Genomic DNA, 21,935 nt, shown 5'->3' with positions numbered 1-21,935 from the left:
GACGCCAAAGGGAAGTTGGCTAGAAAAGGGAAAGCCGGGGGAGTTTAAGAAAACTCCCCCGGCTTGTTTTTATTTTTGGCCTTTGGCCTTGAGCTGCTTGCCGCGCGCCATGTGGCGCTTGGATGCGGAAAGCTCCACCTTGCGCAGGCGGATGGATTCCGGGGTGATCTCAATCAGTTCATCGTCGCGGATGAAGTGCATGGCCCGCTCAAGGGTCATGGGACGGATGGGGGTCAGGATTACAGCCTCATCCTTACCGGAAGCACGCATGTTGGTGAGCTTTTTCTCTTTGGTAGGGTTGATGTTGATATCATTGTCCCTGTTGTGCTCACCTACGATCATACCTTCGTAAACCGGATCACCTGCCTCGATGAACATTTCACCGCGCGGTTCAAGGTTGAAGATGGCGTAGGGAACACCTTTACCTGCACGGTCGGACACGAGGGAACCGGTGTAACGGGAAGGGAAATCTCCGCGGTACGCTTCGTAACCGGCGAAAAGGGAGTTCATGATACCGGTACCCTTGGTATCGGTCAGGAACTCGTCACGGTAGCCGATGAGGGCGCGGGAAGGTGCGGAAAATTCCATGCGTACACGGCCTTTTCCGTTGTTGACCAGATTGGTCATCTTACCCTTGCGGGTGGAAAGCTTTTCAGTGACCACGCCGAGGAAATCTTCTTCGCAGTCGATGAAGACTTGTTCCATGGGTTCGAGTTTCTGTCCGCCTTCGTTCTTGTAGATAACTTCAGGACGGCCCACGGAAAGCTCAAAGCCTTCGCGGCGCATGGTTTCGATGAGGATAGCCAGCTGGAATTCTCCGCGGCCCTTGACGATGAAGCTGTCTTTCTCGTCGCTTTCCTCAACTTTTACAGCCACGTTGAGCAGTGTTTCCTTGTGCAGTCTTTCGCGTATTTTGGAAGACTGGACCAGCTTGCCTTCAAGACCTGCCATGGGCGAGGTGTTGATGGTGAAGCGCATGGAAACAGTAGGCTCGTCAACCGTGATGCGCGGCAGGGCCTTGGGTGCTTCCTTGGTGCAGATGGTGTCACCGATGGTGATGTCTTCAATACCGGAAACAACAACGATATCTCCGGGCTCAGCTGATTTTGTCTCAGCAAAGGAAGGGCCGTCGTAGGTCTGGATTTTGGTCAGACGCAGGGAAACGTGTTCTTCCTTTTCATTGATGCAGACCAGAGGTTCGTTCTGCTTGGCAGAGCCGTGGATTACTTTACCAATAGCAAGGCGGCCGAGGTAGTCGGAGTAACCGAGGTCGGATACCAGCATCTGGAAAGGCTCTTCTTCATTGTATGAAGGACCGGGAACCTGCTCCAGAACGAGGTCCATGAGCGGATGAAGGTTTTCACCTTTTTCCTCAAGGGTTTCCTGAGCAATACCGTCACGGCCGATGGCGTAGAGCAGGGGAAATTCGAGCTGTTCTTCGTTTGCATCCAGATCGATGAAGAGGTCGTATACCTCGTCGAGTACTTCGTCGGGGCGGGCATCGCCACGGTCAATCTTGTTGATGACAACGATGATTTTAAGACCTGCTTCAAGTGCTTTTTTAAGTACGAAACGGGTCTGGGGCAAGGGACCTTCGGATGCGTCAACCAGCAGGATGGCACCGTCGGCCATGGATAAGGAACGTTCAACTTCGCCACCGAAGTCGGCGTGACCGGGGGTGTCGATGATGTTGATCTTGACGCCTTTCCAGTCAACAGCGCAGTTTTTTGCAGCAATGGTGATGCCGCGTTCGCGTTCAAGGTCCATGCTGTCCATGAGACGGTCATCAACTTCCTGACCTTCACGGAACAGGCCGCTCTGCTTGAACATACCGTCAACCAGAGTGGTCTTGCCATGGTCAACGTGTGCTATGATAGCTATATTTCTAATTTTTTCGTTTTGGATAAGATTAGTCACGGATTCCTCCGGCGCCGGAGATTTGCCAAAAAAAATCCCCTGCACGGGGTGTGCAGTCTTAAAATAGGGGCAAAATTCTCAGCGGCTGGTTAAAGTAGAGATAAGGAGACGTTAGTTAGGGTATATTAGGGCGGCTGGCAAGAGAAAAAATGGGCTTTCAGGTGACATTCAGGCGAATAATTTTCTGCTGCAGTCCTAGGGCTTGCTTTTCAAGCGCACTCCCTATATCAAGTTGCGCCCCGGTATGAATTACTTTATGTAGGGTGCATAAATTTAAGGAGCGCATATGCCTGAGAAAGATTTACGAGTGGAATTGTTGTCCATGACCCCCAATGCACTGGAGCTGCTTTATGCTTCTTTTCGGCAATGTTATCATGCCGGATTCGTGGCAGATATGTGGCCCCGGCTCCTGAACGGTGAAATTGAAAAAGAAAAGCAGTCCGCTTTTGTTTCCAAGATTCTTGAGTCCGGCCATGACAGCCCCATTGAGCATGTCAGTTTTACTTTTGCTATTGAAGGGATTTCCCGGGCCTGCTCACACCAGATAGTGCGTCATCGCATTGCTTCTTATTCCCAGCAGAGTCAGCGTTATGTGACTGAAAATGATATGGATTACATCATTCCCCCGGCAATTGCCAAGATCCCCGCAGCCCGTGAGCGTTTTGAAAAGTTCATGGAAGAAGTAGGCAGTGCCTATAAGGATTTGCGCGAGATTCTGGTTGATGCCGGACGTGAAGCCAAGGCCAACGAAGACGCCCGTTTTGTGCTGCCGCAGGCCGCTGAGACCAAGATCGTCATCACTATGAACTGTCGGTCCCTGATGCATTTCTTCAATCTGCGCTGCTGCCAGCGTGCGCAATGGGAAGTTCGCAAGATGGCTGACAAGATGCTCAAGATATGTAAGGAAGAATTCCCGGCAATTTTCCAGCACGGTGGAGCCAGCTGTGAGCAATTGGGGTATTGTCCTGAGGCAGACAGATTTGCTTGTGGTCGTTACCCGACTCTCAAAGAGCTGACCAAGGGCGAGTGATCCCCTACATTATATAATATGTCCGCATGGAGTATGTGCTCAGCTTAGTTTTTCTATATTTATATTCAGTGATTTTTTTTATATGCCCGTCCATTGATTATGGACGGGCTTTTTTTTGTCCTGAATTTGTCTGAAATCGGGCGAAATTGGCTAAAACTGGGAATTAGGTATGAAAATTTGCTTAAAATGGCTTTTGAGACAGATTAAATGGCTTTGGGTAGATTCTAAGGAGGCAAAAATAAGCTGCCCAGATCGATTGGGGCACATAAACCAAGTTCATTATTTCACGACATACAACAGCTGGTGCCGCATAGATACTTATATTCCCAGTAACTTTAATCTGACGGAAGTACAGAAGGTGACCAGATTGATTATTTGATCAACCATTGCATTTTTTCATACGCCTCTGTCAGTAACTGGTGCGGCTGAAAAGTCTTTGTTTCCAAGGGTTGCTCAGTGTCAAGGAAATAAAAAGTGTTTTATTTTAAGTGTTTACGCTTTGTTCTAAATAGGGGTACCTCAGAACCCTTTAGTTTACTGGGTTTAGCGGGGTGTCGTCTTTGAAAGGATATTTATAAACGCTTGATGTTTTTTGGGTTATTTTTTTTAATATTCATTAAATCAGGTTGTTATGGAGTTGTTGTTGCAAATTCGTGAAGAAGTTCATATTTAAAATAATGAGTAAGAAGAAATGTAACAATGAGGGAAAAGACGAAATTTTGCGTAATATGGAGTTTTTTTTTGAATTGCTTGTGGAAAAAGTTTTCCACAGGTGTGGAAAAAGTAATTGAGAATCTTGCTCAAGCTTGTAGTTCCGGCCTTTAACGGCTTTTTCGTGTTGCCGACCGAATTGCTAGCCTTAGAAGAAAAGCTATTAAAAACAGTGTTTTGGGCTGTAGAAAACAATCCTGCTGTCATTGGTTGTCTGCCGCCTTATCACGAGTTGATGGTTACACTCTCTTTGAATTAGTTAACCCCTCATGATGAGAGACAGCTGGAATAAAATTCTAAAATTTCTTGAGAAGGGACTGAACCCCGGTCTGTACAAAGTATGGATCAAGCCCCTGAAGGCAGAAGTCAGCAGCAATACAATTAAATTGTATGCTCCCAATGACTTTGTCGCAGCCTGGGTTAGGGACCGTCTCATGGACAACATCAAAGAAGCTGGCGAGCAGGTTCTCGGCACCAGCCCCAAGGTGGAGATTGGGGTTCGGAAGTCCGTAGAAAGGCCCGCGGTCAAGGTTGATAGACCCAGACCTGCGGCAGCCCGTCCAGTACAGGCAAGCATGGGGCTTCCCATGATGTCTTCCGCGGTGGTCAATACTCGTATTCCCCGTTGGCGTTTTTCTTTTGACGATTTCGTAATTGGCGAGTCCAACAGACTTGCCTGCGCCGCGTCCAGAAGTCTCTGTGATAATTCCCTGCCCGGTGACCAGCTCTTCCTGAGCTCTGCTCCCGGTCTGGGAAAAACCCATCTGCTGCATTCCATTGGTAAGAATCTTTGCGCTTCCAGTAATAAGAAGCACATTTCCATTGCCTGCCTTACAGCGGAAGAGTTTGCGAACAGAATGGTTCTGGCTCTTAAAGCCGGTGAAATTTCCCGTTTCAAATCCGAATTCAGAGAAAATGTGGATTGCCTGCTGCTGGAAGATATTCATTTCTTCCAAGGCAAGCAGAAGATGCAGGATGAAATTCTGGAAACCCTGAAGAGCTTGCAGTTGCGCGGCTCCAAGGTGGTTATGACCAGTTCCTTCCTGCCCCGCGAACTGGAAAAGATCGACCAGCAGTTGGTTTCCCGCTTCAGTTCAGGGCTTCTCGCACTGATTTCCACTCCTGATTTCGAGACCAGAAAGAGAATCGTTGAAAGCAAGGCCATGCGACTGGGAACCCAGGTTCCGGATTCTATTTCCGAACTTCTGGCGGACCGTATTACCACAGACGTAAGACAGCTGGAAAGCTGCCTGCAGAACCTTGTACTTAAGGCAAGACTGCTCAACCGTGATGTTTCGCAGGAACTGGCATGGCAGGTACTGGAGAACTACTCCATTGCCAAAGTCGCGCCCAGCTACGATTCCATTGTGGATCATATCTGTCGTTCTTACGAGCTCACTCCCGATCAACTGCGTTCGAAAAGCCGTAAACGCCAGATTGTTCTGGCCAGAAACACCGCTTTCTTCCTCGCCCGCAAACATACCGAACTTTCCCTCAAGGATATCGGAACCAGACTGGGCCGCAGACATTCTACCGTAATCAAAGGTATCACCAATATTGAACGCGAAATTTCCCTGCAGACTCCTCTTGGAAGGCAGTTGCAGGATACAATAGACCGCCTTACTCCGTAAGTTTGGTTTTTTTGGACAACAGATTTTCTATGATTCCCATATGGGAAGTTATTCTGTTGTTTTTGTTTTTTGGCGTTTTGAATTTCCGAAAAAGAGTGACAGCATAAAGCTGTTTGCTCTTTTTCGGGTTTGGGGATATTCATTGCAACCGGTTTGTAAATGTCTTTTGGCGGTCCTTTTTTAAGGGCCTAAATTGCAGAGGTGGGAAATGAATTCCAATGTATGGAGCTCCATAAAGAAAAAGCTTCTTGTTCGCATTAATCCGGTGCTGGTCAGGGTTTGGGTGGAACCTCTTTCAGCACACTATGAAGACGGCGTGGTTCAGCTGACCGCACCCAATGAGTTTGTCATGAACTGGGTGCAGGAACATTTGCTGGATCGTATCAAGGATGCTGCGCAGGAAGTGCTTGAGACCAAGGTCGGGGTAACCATTGATTTGGAAAGCGGTAAGGCCGACACTCCTCGGGAATTCATTTCCGATGTGACTGCCTATTATGCAGCAGAGGAAATTTTGGCCAGCATTAATAGGCTGACCGGGATTGTGCGCAGTGTGAGCCCTGTTGATTTCGAAGAGGGCGATTTTGAGGCTGAAGCCACCGAGGTCATGCCTGAGCTTGAAGCGCAGACCTTTGATTCCATCCTTGATGCGGTGCTGGAGGCTTTTGCGGTCTCCTTTCGCGATCTGATGTTGCAGGCCAACGAGCATGCCGTACTGGCTCGAAGGGCTTTGTACTACCTCTGCTTCCGTTACGGTATCCCTGCCGAGGAAGTGGCTTTGAACATGGACTGCACGGTTTCCGAAGTGCGCAAGGGCGCACAGGTTCTGGAAAGCGAAATTTCCGAAGCAATTGATAACGGAGAAGACCTCGACGAACTCCTCCTGAGGATCTTCCAAAAATAACAAAATTTCATAAATAAAAATTAAAACGGCAGCCCGCAAGGACTGCCGTTTTTTTTGATTTCCAAATAGGGGCTATTCTCTTTATAGTCCTGTCTTCAGAACCATGTCGGTAATGGGGCCTCGTGAGCGTTCGCCCTTGAGAACCATGTGTGCGTATTCCTTGTTGTCGCGCAGTTTCTTAACTACCCAGTTTAACCCGTTGTTGCTCTCATTGAGGTAAGGGTTATCCACCTGCCGAGTATCGCCGAGGCAGATGCATTTTACGCCTTCACCCATGCGGGTCAGCAGTGAGCGAACTTCGGAACGGGACATGTTCTGCATTTCATCGATGATGACCACGCAGTTTTCAAGGTTCATGCCCCGGATATAGGCAATGGGCAGGATCTCGAATTTCTTCTGGTTGAAGCGGAACTTTTCGGAATCCGTATCCATGAATATGCGGTTGGCCGGACGCTGCTCATGCAGTTTCACGGTCAGGTCGCGTACGTAACGCACATAGGGCTGCATCTTTTCTTCCACTGTTCCGGGCAGGAAGCCCATTTTTGCCCCGATCTCCCAGATGGGTTTGACCAGGTAGACTTTTTCAAAGGGGTTATCCTTCTTCTCCAAGGCCAGATAGAGGGCGGAGGCCAGAGCGAGAAAGGTCTTACCGTACCCTGCTTCGGACTGTATTGAGACAAGGTTGATTTCAGGGTTCAGCATCAGCTCAAGAGCTAGGTTCTGATATACATTGCGAGGTTTTACCCCCCAGACCTCGTGGGTATAGGTTATATTTTTGTTCTCCTTGTGACCGTAAAAGACAGGATTTCCGTTCTCCCAGCGGAAGCTGTTTACGTAGGGAGTCTCGCCTTCATCAACGAATCCTGTGTACATCTGGGAGTCGGAACGAAAGGGGTCGGAATCCTTGTATTCCTCCCAAGTAAGGTTATGAATTCCGGCTTTGATTTGCAGGATACGGTCGTTGGTTACCAGAATCGGATTATCAATGGACGCGTTGAGGGTTTCTTTGAGAATGCTGTCATCCGGGCTGATATCGCCGAGTGTTTCAGCATACTCAGGGGAGAGAATAGTGATTTTATCGTCTTTAAGGATTGAACGGACGGCTTGCGAAACAATATGCCCGATGCGCGGGTCGCGCTTGAGCTTGTCCAGTTCGGTTATGACTGTGTAGGGAAGATGGACTTTGTTTTCCACCCCGTTGCGCAGGGCGGTGATGCATTTGGGGTTTTCGATGAGTACGTTGGTGTCCAGCACGAAGTTCTTTTGTCCCATAAATCCTCCTCTTTTACGGTTATCCAAAAGAGAAAAGGCGACCGCATCGGGTCGCCTTAATATGCAAAATAGATCCGTAATCCTTTAGTTCAGTAAAACTGCAGGTCTTGCCTGCTTGATTTTTTCTCATGATTTCAAGGTACAACATCATGAGCTGCAGAGGAAGGAAAATATATTCCGTTTAGGTTAAGTTTTTGCGACAGAGGCATCCCCGCCGATGAGCATGCTGAATTGTTCAACATTCATACCGTTAAAAATGTGGCTGTATTTAGCCACGGCTTCATAGGGATTTTTTTCGTAAGCCTTGGCAAATCCGAGGTATTCTTCACCTGCTTCCACCAGACTGTTTAGGCCGCTTATTCCCCGGAAATCATTGGCCAGATCGGGGTTGTCCTGAAAGAGTTGCTCAATTTTTTCCTTTTGCGGATGGTCTCCCTTTACCCGCACGTTCCCGGAATGATCGGTGGTCAGTTCCACCGGGGGATCTGTGCTGATATCGTTTTGTAAGAAAAGCACATTTACATCATCCTGAAATTTTTTCGTGCTGGTTTCCAGACCTGTTTTAAGATCATCAAGGGAGATGGATTGGCCCGGGGTGTAGGGAATGTTCATATCAGAGAAAAAACTGCCGATAGAAGCAAGCGTCTTGGCGGAATCAGAGATAGTGACTTTGTCCCCGGATTGCTGGTCCTGCTGGATGTTCTGGGCTTTGGTCCGGGATTGCTGAACTTCGTTGACTGATTGTGTTGCGTATGTTGATTGAACGGAATTGATCATGATCGGCTCCATGGATTTAGGGCAAGTTTTTCCTGAGCCGAATTTATGCAGAAATTATGCCTGAAATAATAAGCTAGAGGCGGATCACCTGAACAATACTTTTGGGGAAAGGTCACCACAGTCTGCAGGGAGAATGATAATGCCGTTGCTTAGACTCATAACCTTGCGAGGTGAAAGGGATTTGTCAAGCAGGGGGTCAGCAAATATTTTCCCGTTTTCTTCAAAAATACGGCAAGGACGCAGCTTTTCCCGGTCCCGGCCACCCTTGAGAGCCTCGGTAAGAATTGCCGGGCTGGTGGCTGAAGTTAGCGCCTTGGCCTGCAATATGTTGATGACCGGGTGGATGATGGTGTGGAAGGCCAGATTCACTGCATTGGGTGGGCCGGGCAGCCCGATGACAATGGAATCATTCAGCCTGCATGCAAAGACGGATTTTGCCGGATGCATGGCCAGTCCCTTGAAAATAGGCTTTCCTCCGGCCTGCTGGATGGAATTGAATACGAAGTCACGGTTGCCGGGTCCAGTTCCTCCGGTGGTGACAATAAGTCTGCAATCGCTGTTGGCCTGCACTGCTTCGGAGATTGCTTCCGGTGAGTTGGCGCAGGGTGCAATGCGCACATTACGAATTCCGTAACGGCAGCACAGGGACTTCATGAGGATCAGGTTGTCCGCCGGGATAAGTCCGCACTGGGTTTCCTCGGCCGGGTCACAGAGCTCGTTGCCAACGGCCAGTACAGCCACTTTGGGTAGCGGGTATGTCGGAACAGAACGGATGCCGGCATAAGCCAGCAGAGCGGCATCACAGGGCGAAATAGCAGCCCCTGATTTGACGATGGTCTCCCCTTTCATGATGTCCGATCCGGTTTTGCGGACAAAATCTCCTTTGCGTACCGGGGAGCTGATGCTGATGGAGCATTTCCCAACCTGAACATTCTCAAAAGGCACAACCGCGTCAGTGCCTTCAGGAACAATGCCTCCGGTGAGCACGCGCACTGCCTGTCCGTCGCATTTTTCCGGAACCGTGCATGAGGGTCGTACTTCACCGGAAAATTTAAGTTCCAGCGGGTGGTCATTAGAAGCCTCAGCAGTACACGCGCTGGGTACGGCAAAACCGTCCATGGCTGAGCGGTCGTGATCGGGCAGGGAAATTCCTGATTCAATCGTCGTTGCGGAGACCAGCCCGGAGCAGTCTGTAACCGGGACATATTCATTCTCCGGCATGGTGACGGCTTTGCGGATAAGTTTTAGGGCTGCGCTGCGCGGTATGGATTGCGGAAAAGAGTTTTGTCCGTCTTCTGCGTTGCCGGTAGAATCGTTCAGGTCTTGGCGAATACGGTTCAGTTCGTCGGGGGTGTTTATATTAATAAAAGTTGTCAGCTGCTGATCTTTTTGGGCCAGCAGGTCCGTGTCCACGGTTTTGACCTTCACCTGCGGAAAAAAGCGAATAATCTGGAAGATATTCTTTTTGAGGTTTTCTTCAATAAAGGGCAGGCAGCGTTTTGAGTAAACAGCACAGAGCGGTTCGTAAAATCCGTCAGGGTGCTTGGGAATGACCACATCGTCTTCCGGCTCTACCCGGCTAAGTAATTCGTTGATCAGCTCCCGGTTAAGAAAAGGTGAATCGCAGGCGGTGATGAACACATGATCAGTGCGTGAATGATAGAGGGCTGAGTGGATTCCGGTTAGGGAACTGCGGGATTCGAATATATCTCCCAGCAACCGCACATCAAGGTCCGGGTGATTTTCCGGGGTGCGGGTAATGACAAATGTTTCCGCAAAAAGACCGTCAAGTGAGCGGATGATCCTGTTGACCAGTTTTTCTCCTGAAATTTCAAGACAGGACTTATCGGTCCTGCCCATGCGGCGGCCTTCGCCACCGGCTAAGATGGCTGCGCTTATGTTCAATATGTCTGTATTGCCGCTCATTGTTTTTATATCGCACAAAAGATTCCTGTATGCCATAACCTTTTTATTATGCTGAAAAAAACCAGATGAATTGATGTGCGCCATATCAAAACTGTTTACAAGGTCCCCATTGCGCCTGTACTTAAACTTTCTGAAAGTAAAGTCACTTGGCGGATGTCTTACTTAGTAATCTGATATGGAGTTTTTTATGTCCTGTAATAAATTAAAGGTGATTTGTTTTTCCCCCACCCGGACCACCCGCCGTATTCTGGATGCCATTGCTGAAGGTGTCGGCTCCGAGCATTTAGAGATAATCGATGTCACCCGCGCAGACAGAGTTCCTGAGGCCTGCGACTGTGCTGATAATGATCTGGTGATAATCGGTGCTCCGGTCTACAGCGGCCGCATTCCGCTTACTGCTGTGGAGCGTTTCAAGGCTTTGAAGTCCAGTGGTACTCCTGTGGTTCCCGTTGTTGTTTACGGTAACCGTGCCTACGAAGATGCGCTCATTGAGCTAACCGATCTCGCCACTGAGGCCGGATTCAGCCCTGTTGCCGGAGCTGCCTTTATCGGCGAGCATTCCTTTTCTACCGATAAGACTCCTATTGCGGTCAGCCGTCCTGATGAAGATGATCTGGGCAAGGCCCGCGATTTCGGTAAGTCGATTGCTGCCAAGCTTGCAGAGGGAACCCTTTCCAGCGTGGAGGTCCCCGGTGACCGTCCGTACAAGGATCGTTCGCCCAAGGCTTCAGCTTCGCCCATCTCCAATGATAATTGTCAGCTTTGCGGAGCATGCGAAAGGGTTTGTCCCACAGCGGCTATTTCCGTAGGTTCATTGGTGGAGACTGATCCAGATAAGTGTATTTTCTGCTGTGCCTGCGTTAAGGTCTGTGCTTTTGAAGCCCGCAAGCTGGAAGTGCCCCGTTTGCTCGAAGTTTCCCAGTGGCTGTCTGATAATTTCAGCGCACGCCGTGAGCCTGAAGTCTTTATATAGATGCGCTTACGCGCTTTTAAGAATTAAACGATTTTGCCTCCGGCGGCTTAAACCCTTTTGCAAAAGGGGGTGTTCCACTGTCGCTATCTCTAAGACTCGCGGAAAACCGCTCGCCTAAGAGCTAGGGCAAGAATCCCAAAACCTTTTAGTTGGGCTTGGTTTTCGGGTTGGAGTATTGTCGTAGACTTGGAGGAGTGATTTCTTATGCGTAATTCTGTGCGAATTCTGGCTGTTGTGGTCCTGTTGTTGGCTTTTGGCTTGTCCGGCTGCGCAACAGGTAAATGGAACCGCTATGAGCTGTACATGGGCCAGACCTATCAGGATGGCGAAAAACATGTCAGTTCAGAACGTTTTCAGAATTTTCTGAGCAAGGAAGTCACTCCCAAGTTTAGTGACGGCTACACCGTCTTCGATGCTCAGGGTTTCTGGGGCAGTAAAAGTGGTTTAACCTATTCTGAAAGAAGTAAGGTGCTCATGATCGTCTCCCCGGACAAAGATGCCGAGCAGCTCGTGGATGAGATAGCTAAGGCCTACAAGGATGAGTTCAAGCAGGATTCTGTTTTGAAGATTATCAGCCCGGTTGAGGTTGGTTTTAATTAGATATTGGATTGTAACCATGAATACAAAAACTCCCCGGTGCATTTGTTTCGGGGAGTTTTTTTTGTTCTAATTGGTGAATTTGGTTTTGTTCTTTCAGTGTATTCTTTTCACAGGGTGTACTTTGTCTTAAAGGTGTGGCATTTATTTAATAGTGGAGAAATGTTTCAGTTACAGAGAAGAATAGCGAGGGTGAGTGGTCATGCGGAATGTTTTCGTGATTTTTATTGCACTTGTTTTGACTTTTTCTGTTGTAGTGATCTCAGGGTGTCCTCAAAGTGAAGAAATAAAGCAAACCAAATCGTTGCGGGTCGGCTGGTTCCCATGGACTGGGTGGTATCCGATCGTTATTGCGGAGAAAAAAGGTTTTTTTGAAAAGCATGGAGTGGATGTTGAACCTGTCCTGTACTCCGCATACACGGATATTTTTTCCGATTTTGCCGCTTCGAAAATTGATGGAGCTCATGGAGGATTGTATGAGCTTTTAAAAAGTAATGTGCCGGATATGAAAATTGTACTGGCAACTGACTATTCTGAGGGCGGTGAGGGGCTGGTTGTAACGGCTGATATTAAAAGTCCTAAAGACCTTGTTGGAAAGCGGATAGGCATTCAGGGAGCATTGTCCGGAAGTGAATTCATTATCACGACCCTTCTGCGTAAATATGGCATTTCCCGTACTGATCTCAGTCTGGTTGATGTCGGTCCTGAAATAGTCCTTGAGACTATGCCGAAAAAAATACAAGGAGGATATACGTGGGAGCCATTCCTCTCCAAGGCGGCCGATGAAGGTTACAGGGTACTTTTTACTACAGCGGATACTCCGGGAATGATTCCTGATGTTATTGCTTTTCAGGGACGTATTGTATCCGAGCGGGCGAAGGATGTTCAGGCTTTCGTGGATGCATGGTTTGAGGCTCAGGAGTACTGGCTGGCTAACCGCGAGGAGTGTGATCCTATAATAGCCGAGGCTACCGGGCAGAAACCGGAAGATATTTCACTTGAAGGCTGTCGTTTCCTTTCTCGAAAAGACAATGTTTTAGCATTTACGAAGTCTGATAAATCCATTTCCCTGTTCAATACCGGTGAAAAGCAGATAGATTTTTTTATCAGTGTCGGTGATGCATCCACAGCCCCTGATCTGGATAATATTCTGGTTCCGGATTTTGTGCGTGGTGCAGGGGAAGCACATAGATGAACAATGGATTCCGATCCCTAGCCATGTTCAGCAGTGGCTTTACTCTTTTGTTTATTATGCATTGCAATCCGGCATATGCATATGATTGGGCATCAGTATTGCCTGTCCCGGTTTTTGGATTAACAGGCTATATTCTGTTTCTTCTTGCCTTGCTGTTGCTTGGTGTCGCACTTTTTTTATTTTTCAGGCCTGCAGGGTTGCGGCGAAAATTACTGAGCGCCTTTCTGTTTGTTTCGCTCCTGCCTCTCTGTGTGCTTGCTATTCTTGACCAGAAAGTTACTTCAGATGCACTGACCGAGAATAGCCAGCAGGTTATGTTGTCTGCTGCCTCGCAGACCGCTGCTGCTGTTGATTCATTTATCCTGTCCAACCTTTCTACTGTACGAACAGAAGCTTCAATTCCGCAGTTTGCGGAATTTTTGCTTATCCCTGAGGAAATCCGGGACGGTTCCCCGGAAGAACTGGCAGTCATGGGGCTGCTGACTTCTCTTAAAAGACGCGATCAGACATATATAACTTCTATTGCCGTACTTGATTTGAGCGGAAAAGCTATTGCCGATACTTATGGTCCCGACATCGGGTCAGACAAGTCCATGCGGGATTACTTCCTAGAGCCTTTGAAAACGGGGCTTCCCTATGTTTCTTCCGTGGGGATCTCCAAAACCAATAATCAGCCTTCCCTGTATTTCAGCTGTCCCATTAGAGATACGGCAGGGACAATTCTGGGGGTTCTTCGTTTTAGGTATAATGCTGCTTCTTTACAGAGTTTGCTGATGCCGGGAGATTTTGTTGGCCAAGCTGCCTACAGTGCAATACTTTTTGACAATGTAGGATTCCGCCTGGCGGATACGCAGCATCCTGAATTGGTGCTTGTTCCTGCTTTTGAGATTAGTGAGGCAGTGTGGAAGAAGGCTGGAATAGACAGACATATTTCCCGATATGTGGAAACTGCTTATGGTCCGGGAATTGGTCAGAATGAGTTTTATAACCCTGCTAAAAAGTTCTTTTATTCATCCCTTTATGGCCCGGAAGGTGTGCCGACCCTGAATGTGAAAGTCCAGCTGCGCTACGCTCCATGGACGCTTGTTCTTGGTTATTCTGAAGCGACGAATATTGCGAAGGTTGCCACACAGACCCGTTACGCTTTTTTTACCATTGCATGCATTGTTCTCGGGGTAATGGTCACGGCTTTTATGGTGAGCCGCAGCATAACCGAACCACTCCTTTCCTTGACCGATGCTGCCCGTGAGCTGTCCAAAGGAGAAGAAGAGGTTTCCGTATCGATACAGACAAAGGATGAGATAGGAGAGTTAGCTGATACTTTTAACAAAATGAGCACAGCCCTTTATTCATCCAGAAGGAACCTTCTGGCAGCAACCGAGCGTTTGCAGACTCTTCTGGATACATTGCCCGATTCCGTTTTTATTCATAATTCTGAAGGCCGTATTATGGATGTAAACAAATCTTTTGAAAAAGTTTTTGGTTTTACAGCTGAAGAGGCTTTGTCGCTTTCAATTGAGGATATGTCCGGTAAAGGTTTTTCACAGGAAAAGGCGGAAGATCTGGTAAGACGGTGTGTTGAGGAGGGTACCCAGTCTTTTGATTGGGTTTCACGTAATAAAGATGGGCGTGAGTTTCCTGTGCACGTTAAGTTGAGCAGTTTTAAACTCCCTGAAGGAATCCACGTTATTGCGCTTGCTTCCGATATTACAGAACGTAAGCAGTTTGAGCACGATCTGATGCAGGCAAGGAATTATGTTGCCGCCATCATTGATTCCATGCCGTCAATTCTGGTCAGTGTGGATGTGAATGGTGGGGTGACGCAGTGGAATATACAGGCTGAAAAAGCTACCGGGATTTTGAAGGCGGATGCCGTGGGCAGGGATTTTGATGACGTAATGCCTTATCTTGCAGACGAAATGAAGCGGATACGCCATGCAGTCAAAACACAGGTCCCTGTTGCTGATATCAGGCGGGTCAGGATTGTAGATGGGAAGATTAGATATGAGGATGTAACTATTTATCCGCTGGTTGCTGACGGAGTGGAAGGGGCGGTCATACGAATAGATGATGTCACCGAAAGGGTTCAGCTTGAAGAAATGATGGTTCAGTCAGAGAAGATGATGTCTGTAGGCGGATTGGCAGCTGGGATGGCACATGAGATTAATAACCCCTTGGCCGCTATTATGGGTAGCGTGCAGAATATGCGCAAGCGGTTGCTTAGCGATATGCAGAAAAACAGAGATGCTGCTCGGGAATGTGATTTTGATCTCCATAAGATGCATAGCTATCTTGAGAAGCGTGATATCCCTAGAATGATAGAGGGAATCCATTCTTCCGGGGAAAGGGCCGCAAGAATTGTAAGGAATGTTCTGAATTTCAGCCGCAGGGGCGGTAAAGGTTTTTCGCATTACAGCATTTCAGATTTATTGGATAAATCTTTGGAGCTGATCGCCAGCGACTATAATTTAAAAAAGGATTATGACTTTAAAAACATATCCTTGAATAAAGAATATCAGCCGGGAATTCCTCCCATTTTTTGTGAGGGGAGCCAGTTGCAGCAGGTGTTCTTGAATTTATTCAAGAATGCTGCTGAAGCACTGTCAGATAAGGAATTTGCCGTTGAAAAACCAATGATAACCGTCCGTACGATAAAGGAAGACGGCATGGCTGTTATCCATGTGGAGGACAATGGTCCGGGCATGGATGAAGATAAATGCAGGCGTGTTTTCGAGCCCTTCTATACCACCAAGCCTACAGGTAAAGGAACGGGTTTGGGACTTTCGGTTTCCTATTTCATTATCGTCGATCAACATGGCGGGACAATGGAAGTCTTTTCGGAAAAAGGTAAGTGGACGCGTTTTGTTATCAAGCTGCCCTTGAGTAATGGGAGTTAATTTTTATGGGTCCCCTTACTTTGCCTTAATTTCAGAAAGATCAAGCTCTCGTCCGACATGGGATGCAAGTCCAATCCCCGCTTCATCATAAATATTGAATGAGGTGTTAACCCCTGCTTCCCGCAAAATTTCCACTTCATCATCATAATGAACCACTGAGGCAAATTCACCGTTGAACCCGCGTGCTTTCATTTTTTTGATCGTGTGCAACTGTATTTCCAAACTCGGTATAGTAAGGATTATCAGGCCGAGTTTTTTTCTCTTCACACAAATCTTGTCCCAAAAATCAGGGTCTGTAACATCAACCAGAGTTACATTTCGTCCCTTTCCCTGATGTAGTTTGACTTCGCCGGCATTGAAATCCAGCCCGATTACAACCGGGCCGTATTTTTCCCTGAAGTAGTCATATGCGCCAGTACCGACTCTGCCCATACCCATAATTGCTATTTGCCAATCACCCAATTCATACGGCTTTTCATCTTCATGCTTTTCGGTGCTTTCAAACTTTTTCAAGAAGTTCTTTGCTGACTCAAATAAGGCATCAGCATTCTTGTTAAAGGGAGAAGCAATCAGGAATGAAATGGACAGGGCCAGTGCTATTGTTTGCAGCCAGACATCCGGTAACCATCCCTGCGAAACTGCAAGGGCGCCGACAATAAGGCCGAATTCACTATAGTTGGACAGGTTGAGAGCCGAGATGAAGGCTGTTCGTGCTTTGAGTTTGAACTTAGTGAAGAGCAAAAAGAAAAATCCGCTCTTAATCGGCAGAACGAGAATCAGGAGCAGTGCTACCCCTAAGGTCTGTAACGTAGGCAATCCTGATAATCCGATCTCGAGAAAAAATCCGATTAACAAAAAGTCCTTGATATTCATAAGGGAGTCAGCCAGTTCTCCAGCCCGCTGGTGGGGAGCCAGCAAAATACCCATGATGAGGGCTCCAAGGTCTGCTTTGATGCCCACTATTTCGAAGGCTTCGGCTCCCGCCACAAATGCCAGAAAGAATCCGAATAAAACCTGAAGTTCCCCGTGGCCTATGTGATCTAAGATTCGCATGAAAAGCCAGCGGGCAACAGGGAGTCCTGCAAGAACCGCAATTGCCCACAGCGATGGGAGTTTTCCGGTGGAGAATGTCATGAACAGGACTGCAAAGATGTCCTGCATGATTAGCACCCCAATGGCGGTTCGACCGTTGAGTGATGCCGCACGGCCATTTTCGTCCAAAATTTTTATGGCAAAAACAGTAGATGAAAAACTCAAGGCAAAGGCTGCGAGAATTGCTGTCTGCCATTCCATTCCAGCTAAAAAGTTCAGACCGGAAGCTGCCAAAGCCATGATCCCTATGCTGAATAGAGTTATAGAGATTAATAGGTGTAAAGACGCTCCGGCCCATATCTCAGCATTAAATAAATCCTTTATTTTAAGTTTTAAGCCGATGGAAAAGAGCAGGACGGTCACCCCGATCTCGGCAACAGTGTGAATGATTGGACCTGTTTCATATCCTTGGGTCGAAAGCCAAAAGCCGGCTATCAGATAGCCGACTAGAGGTGGTTGCTTCAATTGGCTGGCAATAAAACCACAGCCGAACGCAACAAGAATAATTAATGGGTCCATCAATTACCTCCTGATTTAAGCCTCTGATTTTGAAGCATCCGGCGCGATATATCTTAAAATGACATAACCCAGTACACCTGCTGTTAACGAAGCGAACAGGATTGCAATTTTGGAAAGTTCTACCAGTCTTGCTGCATCTTCAAATGCAAGGTTGGCGATAAAAATGGACATAGTAAATCCAACACCGGAAAGGCAGCTTGCGCCCCAGAGATGAACGAGAGTTGTCCTGCTTGGGAAAGCGGAAAGCCCTAACTTGTGCGTTAACCAGCAGGCTCCGGTAACACCGATCTGCTTACCGATCACCAGACCGGAAAAAATACCAAGTGCGACCGGAGAAACTAATTCCTGGAAGATGTCTGCCTCTAAAGCTACCCCGGCATTGGCAAGGGCAAAGATCGGCATGATGCAGAAGGCCACCCATGGGTGCAGGGCGTGTTCAAGGTTCTGCAAAGGGGTAGTGCTGTCGTTATATGCTTCTTCCATTGTATGCAGGGCTATCTGCTGCTCTTTGTTGGTAAGAACTGTTTTTCCGGGAGTTATTGCCAGTTCGAAGTTGTCTGCTGCTTCACGGAGTTTTTCAATGAATCCGGTGCAGTCCATGCGAGTACTGGCCGGAATAGTAAGAGCTGCCAGAACACCTGCTATCGTGGCGTGGATGCCGGACATGAGGAACGCAAACCAGACAAGGATTCCAACTGCAAGGTAGGGGATATAGTTCCTGATTCCCCAGACAGCATTGAACATGGCCATAACAGCAATACCGGCAAGGCCAAGGCCGAGGGCTACGAGATTAAGGGAGGAAGTGTAAAAAATAGCGATAACAAGGATCGCTCCAATGTCATCCACAATAGCAACAGCTGTAAGGAATATCTTCAGCCCGATGGGAACACGCTTGCCTAAGAGAGACATGATGCCGAGAGCAAAGGCGATATCCGTTGCCATGGGGATTCCCCAACCGGCAATAGACTCTTTGCCTGCGTTGAAGAAAAAGAAGCAAAGTGCAGGAATAACCATGCCGCCTATAGCCGCAGCAACTGGCATTATCGTCTGGCTGGGAGTTGAAAGGCCACCGACGAGCAATTCTCGTTTAATTTCAAGGCCGACCACGAAGAAAAAGACAGCCATCAGGCCGTCATTGATCCACAGGATCAGCGCTTTAGAAAGAGTCCATTCACCGATGCCGAAGGTCAGCTTCGTCTGCCAGAGAGAATGGTATAAATCAGCCCAAGGGGAGTTTGCCCAGATCATTGCTACAACAGTGCAGAACATCAGAGCGATACCGCCTGCTGCTTCCATTTTAAAAAAGTAATCAAAAGGCTTGAGTAGAAAGTCCCTGGATCGTTTGTTGTTTGCTTGGCTCATTTATATTCTCCTGCATATTTACTGATATTTTTGTATGTAAACATAAATTCAATAATACAAAGAAGATGTGAAAACAACTTTTTGATCAGAAGATTGAGTTATAGATTTAAATAAAAACTCCCCTATAACCATCAGGTTACGGGGGAGTTTCTTCTTTCGTATCTATTAAAACAATCCCTACAAACTAATCCACTCATCTTTTTTCTGATCATCCTGCTTCTTAACTTCCAGATGGCAGCAAGTGCGGTGACCGGGAGCGACTTCCTTGTCCTGCGGGGCCTTTTCACGGCAGATATCCATGGCGTGGGCACAGCGGGGGTGGAAGTGACAGCCCTTGGGTGGATCGAGGGGGGAGGGGATTTCGCCTTTGAGCGGGGCAAAGTCCACGTCCCTTTTCTCCAGTCTGGGCACTTCGTTCAGCAGGGCCTGTGTGTAGGGGTGAAACGGCTCGCTGAAAAGCTTTTCAACTGTTCCGACCTCTACAACGCGACCGAGGTACATGACCGCGATTCTGTCTGAGATATGTTCGACCACGCCTAAGTCGTGGCTGATGAACAGGCAGGTCAGGTTCAGGTCTTTGCGCAGCTTCATGAACAGGTTCAGAATCTGGGCCTGAATGGATACGTCCAGTGCGGCTACGGACTCGTCACAGACCAGACATTCCGGTTGCATGGCCATGGCCCTTGCAATCCCAATCCTCTGGCGCTGACCGCCGGAGAACTGATGCGGGTAGCGGTTTTTATAGCTGGGGTCCAGACCGCAGCGGAGCATTACATCGGCGAGATATTTGTCGAATCCGGCCTTATCGGTCAGCCCGTGGTAGAGCGGTGCTTCGCCGATGATCTGTTTGACCCTTTTACGCGGGTTCAGCGAGGCAAAGGGGTCCTGAAAGATCATCTGTACGTTGCGCGCGTAGTCCATGTGTTCCTTGGAACTCATTTTCTTCACGTTCTGGCCCTTGTAAAAAATATCCCCGGCTGAGGGATTGAGAATTTCACAGAGCATGCGGCCCAGTGTGGATTTACCGCAACCGGATTCGCCAACCAAGCCCAGCACTTCACCGGGCATGATGTCGAGGTTGACGCTGTCCACAGCCTGAACCCGCTCTTCGCGCAGTTTTGAGCCCAGCTTCTGGGCAATCTTGCCCGCGAAGTCGAGCTTTTTGACGAAGACCTTGCTCAAGTCCTTGCAGCTCATGAAAGGTGTATTTTTATCTGACATATTTTTGATCCTCTACAAAGGATGATGGCAGCGTACTACGCGTCCATTTTCCCGTTCGGTCCGCTCGGGGGCGACCAGACACTGGTCGTCGGCGTAGGGGCAGCGCATCCTGAAGGAACAGCCTTCGGGAATGTTGATCAGCGACGGTGTCATGCCCGGGATCTGGAACAGCGGTTCGCCGCGTTTGTTGCGGCTGGGGACTGAACCGATCAGGCCGTGGGTGTACGGATGCATGGGATGGTCGAGGATTTCCTCAACATTACCCTGCTCGATGATCCGTCCCGCATACATTACCGCGACCTTGTGGGCCAGACCTGCGACAACTGTGAGGTCGTGGGTGATCCAGATCAGGGCCATTCCGGTCTTGCGGCAGAGAGTCTGCATTTCGGAAAGAATCTGGCTCTGGATGGTTACGTCCAGTGCGGTGGTCGGTTCGTCGGCAATGATCAGGTCCGGCTTATTGAGCAGCCCGATGGCGATGGCAACGCGCTGGCGCATACCTCCGGAGAATTCGTGCGGGTATGACTTGATCCTTTCCTCAGGGGAGGGGATACCTACCATGGCTAAGGCCTCGATGCAGCGGTTGCGCACTTCAGCTTTGGGTAATCCCTTTTCGTGAGCGGTAATTGCTTCCATCATCTGGGTGTCGACGCGCAGGACTGGGTTGAGGGTCATCATGGGGTCCTGAAAGATCATGGAGACCTTTGCGCCCCTGAATTTACGCCATTCTTCTTCAGACTGGCCGATGATTTCCTGTCCTTTGTATTTGATGGAGCCGCCGGCGATTTCACCGGGAGGGTCCACCAGACCCATGACCGAGAAACCTGTTACGGACTTACCGGAACCGGACTCACCAACAATGCCGACGATCTCGCCCTTGCCGATGTCGAGGCTTATGTCGTCAACTGCCTTGGCGACCCCGGCACGGGTGTAAAAGTAGGTCTTAAGATTTTGTATGCTGAGAATGTTTTTACTCATTTTTTCAACCTCGGGTTCAGAACATCACGTAAGCGGTCACCAACAAGGTTGATGGAAACGATGAGGATAAGCAGGGCCACACCGGGGTAGAAGCTGATCCAGTAGTAACCTGATTGCAGGTACTTGAAACCGTTTGCAATGAGCAGACCCAGAGATGGCTGAGTGATGGGCATACCCAGTCCGAGGAAGGAAAGGGTTGCCTCAAGGGCGATGGCCCCTGCTACCTTAACGGTGGAGATAACGATCAGCTCCGGGGTACAGTTGGGCAGCACGTGCCCGAACATGATCCTGTTCTGGGGCAGGGCGAGACACTTGGCCGCTTCCACGTATTCTTTTCTGCGTTCCACCAGCACGTTACTGCGGATGGCGCGGGCGTAGTAGGCCCACTGGCAAACGACCAGCGAGAGGATGATCTTATCCACCCCTTTACCTAGTATTGCCAATAGGATCAGGGCTACCAGAATTGCCGGGAAGCTTAGCTGCAGGTCGACCACACGCATGATGAATGAGTCCGTGCGCCCGCCGATGAACGAGGCCCAGAGACCGATGATGGAACCGATGACCAGCGCGATGATGGTACTGACCACACCTACGCCGAGGCTGATGCGCAGACCATAGAGGATGGCGCTGAGCATATCGCGACCCTGACTGTCTGTTCCTAGATAGTAAGTCACGGATTCGTCCATGGATTTTTCACCCGGTTCGAGCTTGGAATCCATGATGTCGATGGTCATCAGGTCGTACGGGTTCTGCGGGGAAAAGTACGGAGCCATGAGCGCGACAACCACCATCAGGGTCAGTATGATCAGCCCGATGGTTGCGGTCTTGCTTTCAAAGTATTCTTTCAGTGATTGCAGGAGCAGGGATTCGTCTTTTTCCGGGGTAGTCTCGGCTGCGGACATTTCCGGCTGCTGCGTCTGTTGTGTTTCTGCCATA

16 protein-coding genes are annotated in these 21,935 nt (G+C 48.7%); 7 read left to right on the top strand and 9 right to left on the bottom strand.

Going from position 1 to position 21,935, the window contains the following annotated elements; genetic code table 11:
• Positions 1 to 69: 69 nt before the first annotated feature.
• The gene (typA, locus tag ACO05Z_RS16360) at positions 70 to 1,917 is read right to left on the bottom strand and encodes a translational GTPase TypA (RefSeq protein ID WP_421903250.1); all 1,848 of its coding nucleotides are present in this window, start codon (positions 1,915 to 1,917) and stop codon (positions 70 to 72) included.
• 286 nt (positions 1,918 to 2,203) lie between these two features.
• Here typA and thyX point away from each other — a divergent pair, with 286 nt between their 5' ends.
• From thyX to ACO05Z_RS16345, 3 genes are all read left to right on the top strand, one after another.
• The gene (gene thyX / locus ACO05Z_RS16355; RefSeq protein WP_421903249.1) at positions 2,204 to 2,947 is read left to right on the top strand and encodes an FAD-dependent thymidylate synthase; all 744 of its coding nucleotides are present in this window, start codon (positions 2,204 to 2,206) and stop codon (positions 2,945 to 2,947) included.
• Between the two features lie 980 nt (positions 2,948 to 3,927).
• Complete coding sequence (locus ACO05Z_RS16350) at positions 3,928 to 5,289, top strand: chromosomal replication initiator protein DnaA (RefSeq protein WP_421903248.1); 1,362 nt, start codon at positions 3,928 to 3,930, stop codon at positions 5,287 to 5,289.
• Between the two features lie 208 nt (positions 5,290 to 5,497).
• Positions 5,498 to 6,190, top strand: a complete 693-nt coding sequence (locus tag ACO05Z_RS16345) for a DnaA N-terminal domain-containing protein (RefSeq protein ID WP_421903247.1) — start codon at positions 5,498 to 5,500, stop codon at positions 6,188 to 6,190.
• Between the two features lie 81 nt (positions 6,191 to 6,271).
• On the opposite strand, the gene ACO05Z_RS16340 is transcribed toward ACO05Z_RS16345, so the two are convergent.
• The 3 genes from ACO05Z_RS16340 to ACO05Z_RS16330 form a co-directional block, all read right to left on the bottom strand.
• Positions 6,272 to 7,462: a PhoH family protein gene (locus ACO05Z_RS16340; protein WP_421903246.1), complete on the bottom strand. Its 1,191-nt coding sequence runs from the start codon at positions 7,460 to 7,462 to the stop codon at positions 6,272 to 6,274.
• Positions 7,463 to 7,648: 186 nt separating this feature from the next.
• Positions 7,649 to 8,239 (bottom strand): hypothetical protein, encoded by a 591-nt coding sequence (locus ACO05Z_RS16335; protein ID WP_421903245.1) that lies wholly within the window; start codon positions 8,237 to 8,239, stop codon positions 7,649 to 7,651.
• 84 nt (positions 8,240 to 8,323) lie between these two features.
• On the bottom strand, positions 8,324 to 10,165 hold the full coding sequence (locus tag ACO05Z_RS16330; protein WP_421903244.1) for an NTP transferase domain-containing protein: 1,842 nt from the start codon (positions 10,163 to 10,165) through the stop codon (positions 8,324 to 8,326).
• Between the two features lie 187 nt (positions 10,166 to 10,352).
• Between ACO05Z_RS16330 and ACO05Z_RS16325 the strand changes: the two genes are divergently transcribed.
• The 4 genes from ACO05Z_RS16325 to ACO05Z_RS16310 all read left to right on the top strand — a co-directional run bounded on the left by ACO05Z_RS16325 (position 10,353) and on the right by ACO05Z_RS16310 (position 15,827).
• Complete coding sequence (locus ACO05Z_RS16325; protein WP_421903243.1) at positions 10,353 to 11,138, top strand: 4Fe-4S binding protein; 786 nt, start codon at positions 10,353 to 10,355, stop codon at positions 11,136 to 11,138.
• Positions 11,139 to 11,342: 204 nt separating this feature from the next.
• Positions 11,343 to 11,738, top strand: coding sequence for a DUF3574 domain-containing protein (locus ACO05Z_RS16320; protein WP_421903242.1), 396 nt, complete (start codon positions 11,343 to 11,345; stop codon positions 11,736 to 11,738).
• 214 nt (positions 11,739 to 11,952) lie between these two features.
• Complete coding sequence (locus ACO05Z_RS16315; protein WP_421903241.1) at positions 11,953 to 12,930, top strand: ABC transporter substrate-binding protein; 978 nt, start codon at positions 11,953 to 11,955, stop codon at positions 12,928 to 12,930.
• Positions 12,927 to 15,827 carry a PAS domain S-box protein gene (locus ACO05Z_RS16310; protein ID WP_421903240.1) on the top strand — a complete coding sequence of 967 codons (2,901 nt, stop codon included), beginning with the start codon at positions 12,927 to 12,929 and terminating at the stop codon, positions 15,825 to 15,827. The genes ACO05Z_RS16315 and ACO05Z_RS16310 overlap by 4 nt, the downstream gene beginning before the upstream one ends.
• 15 nt (positions 15,828 to 15,842) lie before the next feature.
• Here the strand turns inward: ACO05Z_RS16310 and ACO05Z_RS16305 are convergent, their stop codons facing one another.
• The 5 genes from ACO05Z_RS16305 to ACO05Z_RS16285 all read right to left on the bottom strand — a co-directional run bounded on the left by ACO05Z_RS16305 (position 15,843) and on the right by ACO05Z_RS16285 (position 21,934).
• On the bottom strand, positions 15,843 to 17,438 hold the full coding sequence (locus ACO05Z_RS16305) for a cation:proton antiporter (protein ID WP_421903239.1): 1,596 nt from the start codon (positions 17,436 to 17,438) through the stop codon (positions 15,843 to 15,845).
• Between the two features lie 15 nt (positions 17,439 to 17,453).
• On the bottom strand, positions 17,454 to 18,800 hold the full coding sequence (gene nhaA, locus ACO05Z_RS16300; RefSeq protein WP_421903238.1) for a Na+/H+ antiporter NhaA: 1,347 nt from the start codon (positions 18,798 to 18,800) through the stop codon (positions 17,454 to 17,456).
• Between the two features lie 177 nt (positions 18,801 to 18,977).
• Positions 18,978 to 20,021, bottom strand: a complete 1,044-nt coding sequence (locus tag ACO05Z_RS16295; RefSeq protein WP_421903237.1) for an ABC transporter ATP-binding protein — start codon at positions 20,019 to 20,021, stop codon at positions 18,978 to 18,980.
• Between the two features lie 12 nt (positions 20,022 to 20,033).
• Positions 20,034 to 20,999: an ABC transporter ATP-binding protein gene (locus ACO05Z_RS16290; RefSeq protein WP_421903236.1), complete on the bottom strand. Its 966-nt coding sequence runs from the start codon at positions 20,997 to 20,999 to the stop codon at positions 20,034 to 20,036.
• Complete coding sequence (locus ACO05Z_RS16285) at positions 20,996 to 21,934, bottom strand: ABC transporter permease (RefSeq protein WP_421903235.1); 939 nt, start codon at positions 21,932 to 21,934, stop codon at positions 20,996 to 20,998. Before ACO05Z_RS16285 ends, ACO05Z_RS16290 begins: the two co-directional genes overlap by 4 nt.
• Position 21,935: the final 1 nt, after the last annotated feature.

Origin of the sequence: Maridesulfovibrio sp. (assembly GCF_965230075.1) — a bacterium.
In the GTDB taxonomy this organism is placed as follows: domain Bacteria; phylum Desulfobacterota; class Desulfovibrionia; order Desulfovibrionales; family Desulfovibrionaceae; genus Maridesulfovibrio.
The sequence above is the reverse complement of the archived record's forward strand: the minus strand, read 5'-3'. Positions and strand labels throughout refer to the sequence as shown.

Bases quoted from the DNA above. Each gene is read 5' to 3' on its own strand.
- thyX (WP_421903249.1), top strand. From the start codon at position 2,204: ATGCCTGAGAAAGATTTACGAGTGGAATTGTTGTCCATGACCCCCAAT.
- ACO05Z_RS16350 (WP_421903248.1), top strand. From the start codon at position 3,928: ATGATGAGAGACAGCTGGAATAAAATTCTAAAATTTCTTGAGAAGGGA.
- ACO05Z_RS16345 (WP_421903247.1), top strand. From the start codon at position 5,498: ATGAATTCCAATGTATGGAGCTCCATAAAGAAAAAGCTTCTTGTTCGC.
- ACO05Z_RS16340 (WP_421903246.1), bottom strand. From the start codon at position 7,462: ATGGGACAAAAGAACTTCGTGCTGGACACCAACGTACTCATCGAAAAC.
- ACO05Z_RS16335 (WP_421903245.1), bottom strand. From the start codon at position 8,239: ATGATCAATTCCGTTCAATCAACATACGCAACACAATCAGTCAACGAA.
- ACO05Z_RS16330 (WP_421903244.1), bottom strand. From the start codon at position 10,165: ATGAGCGGCAATACAGACATATTGAACATAAGCGCAGCCATCTTAGCC.
- ACO05Z_RS16325 (WP_421903243.1), top strand. From the start codon at position 10,353: ATGTCCTGTAATAAATTAAAGGTGATTTGTTTTTCCCCCACCCGGACC.
- ACO05Z_RS16320 (WP_421903242.1), top strand. From the start codon at position 11,343: ATGCGTAATTCTGTGCGAATTCTGGCTGTTGTGGTCCTGTTGTTGGCT.
- ACO05Z_RS16310 (WP_421903240.1), top strand. From the start codon at position 12,927: ATGAACAATGGATTCCGATCCCTAGCCATGTTCAGCAGTGGCTTTACT.
- ACO05Z_RS16305 (WP_421903239.1), bottom strand. From the start codon at position 17,438: ATGGACCCATTAATTATTCTTGTTGCGTTCGGCTGTGGTTTTATTGCC.
- nhaA (WP_421903238.1), bottom strand. From the start codon at position 18,800: ATGAGCCAAGCAAACAACAAACGATCCAGGGACTTTCTACTCAAGCCT.
- ACO05Z_RS16295 (WP_421903237.1), bottom strand. From the start codon at position 20,021: ATGTCAGATAAAAATACACCTTTCATGAGCTGCAAGGACTTGAGCAAG.
- ACO05Z_RS16290 (WP_421903236.1), bottom strand. From the start codon at position 20,999: ATGAGTAAAAACATTCTCAGCATACAAAATCTTAAGACCTACTTTTAC.
- ACO05Z_RS16285 (WP_421903235.1), bottom strand. From the start codon at position 21,934: ATGGCAGAAACACAACAGACGCAGCAGCCGGAAATGTCCGCAGCCGAG.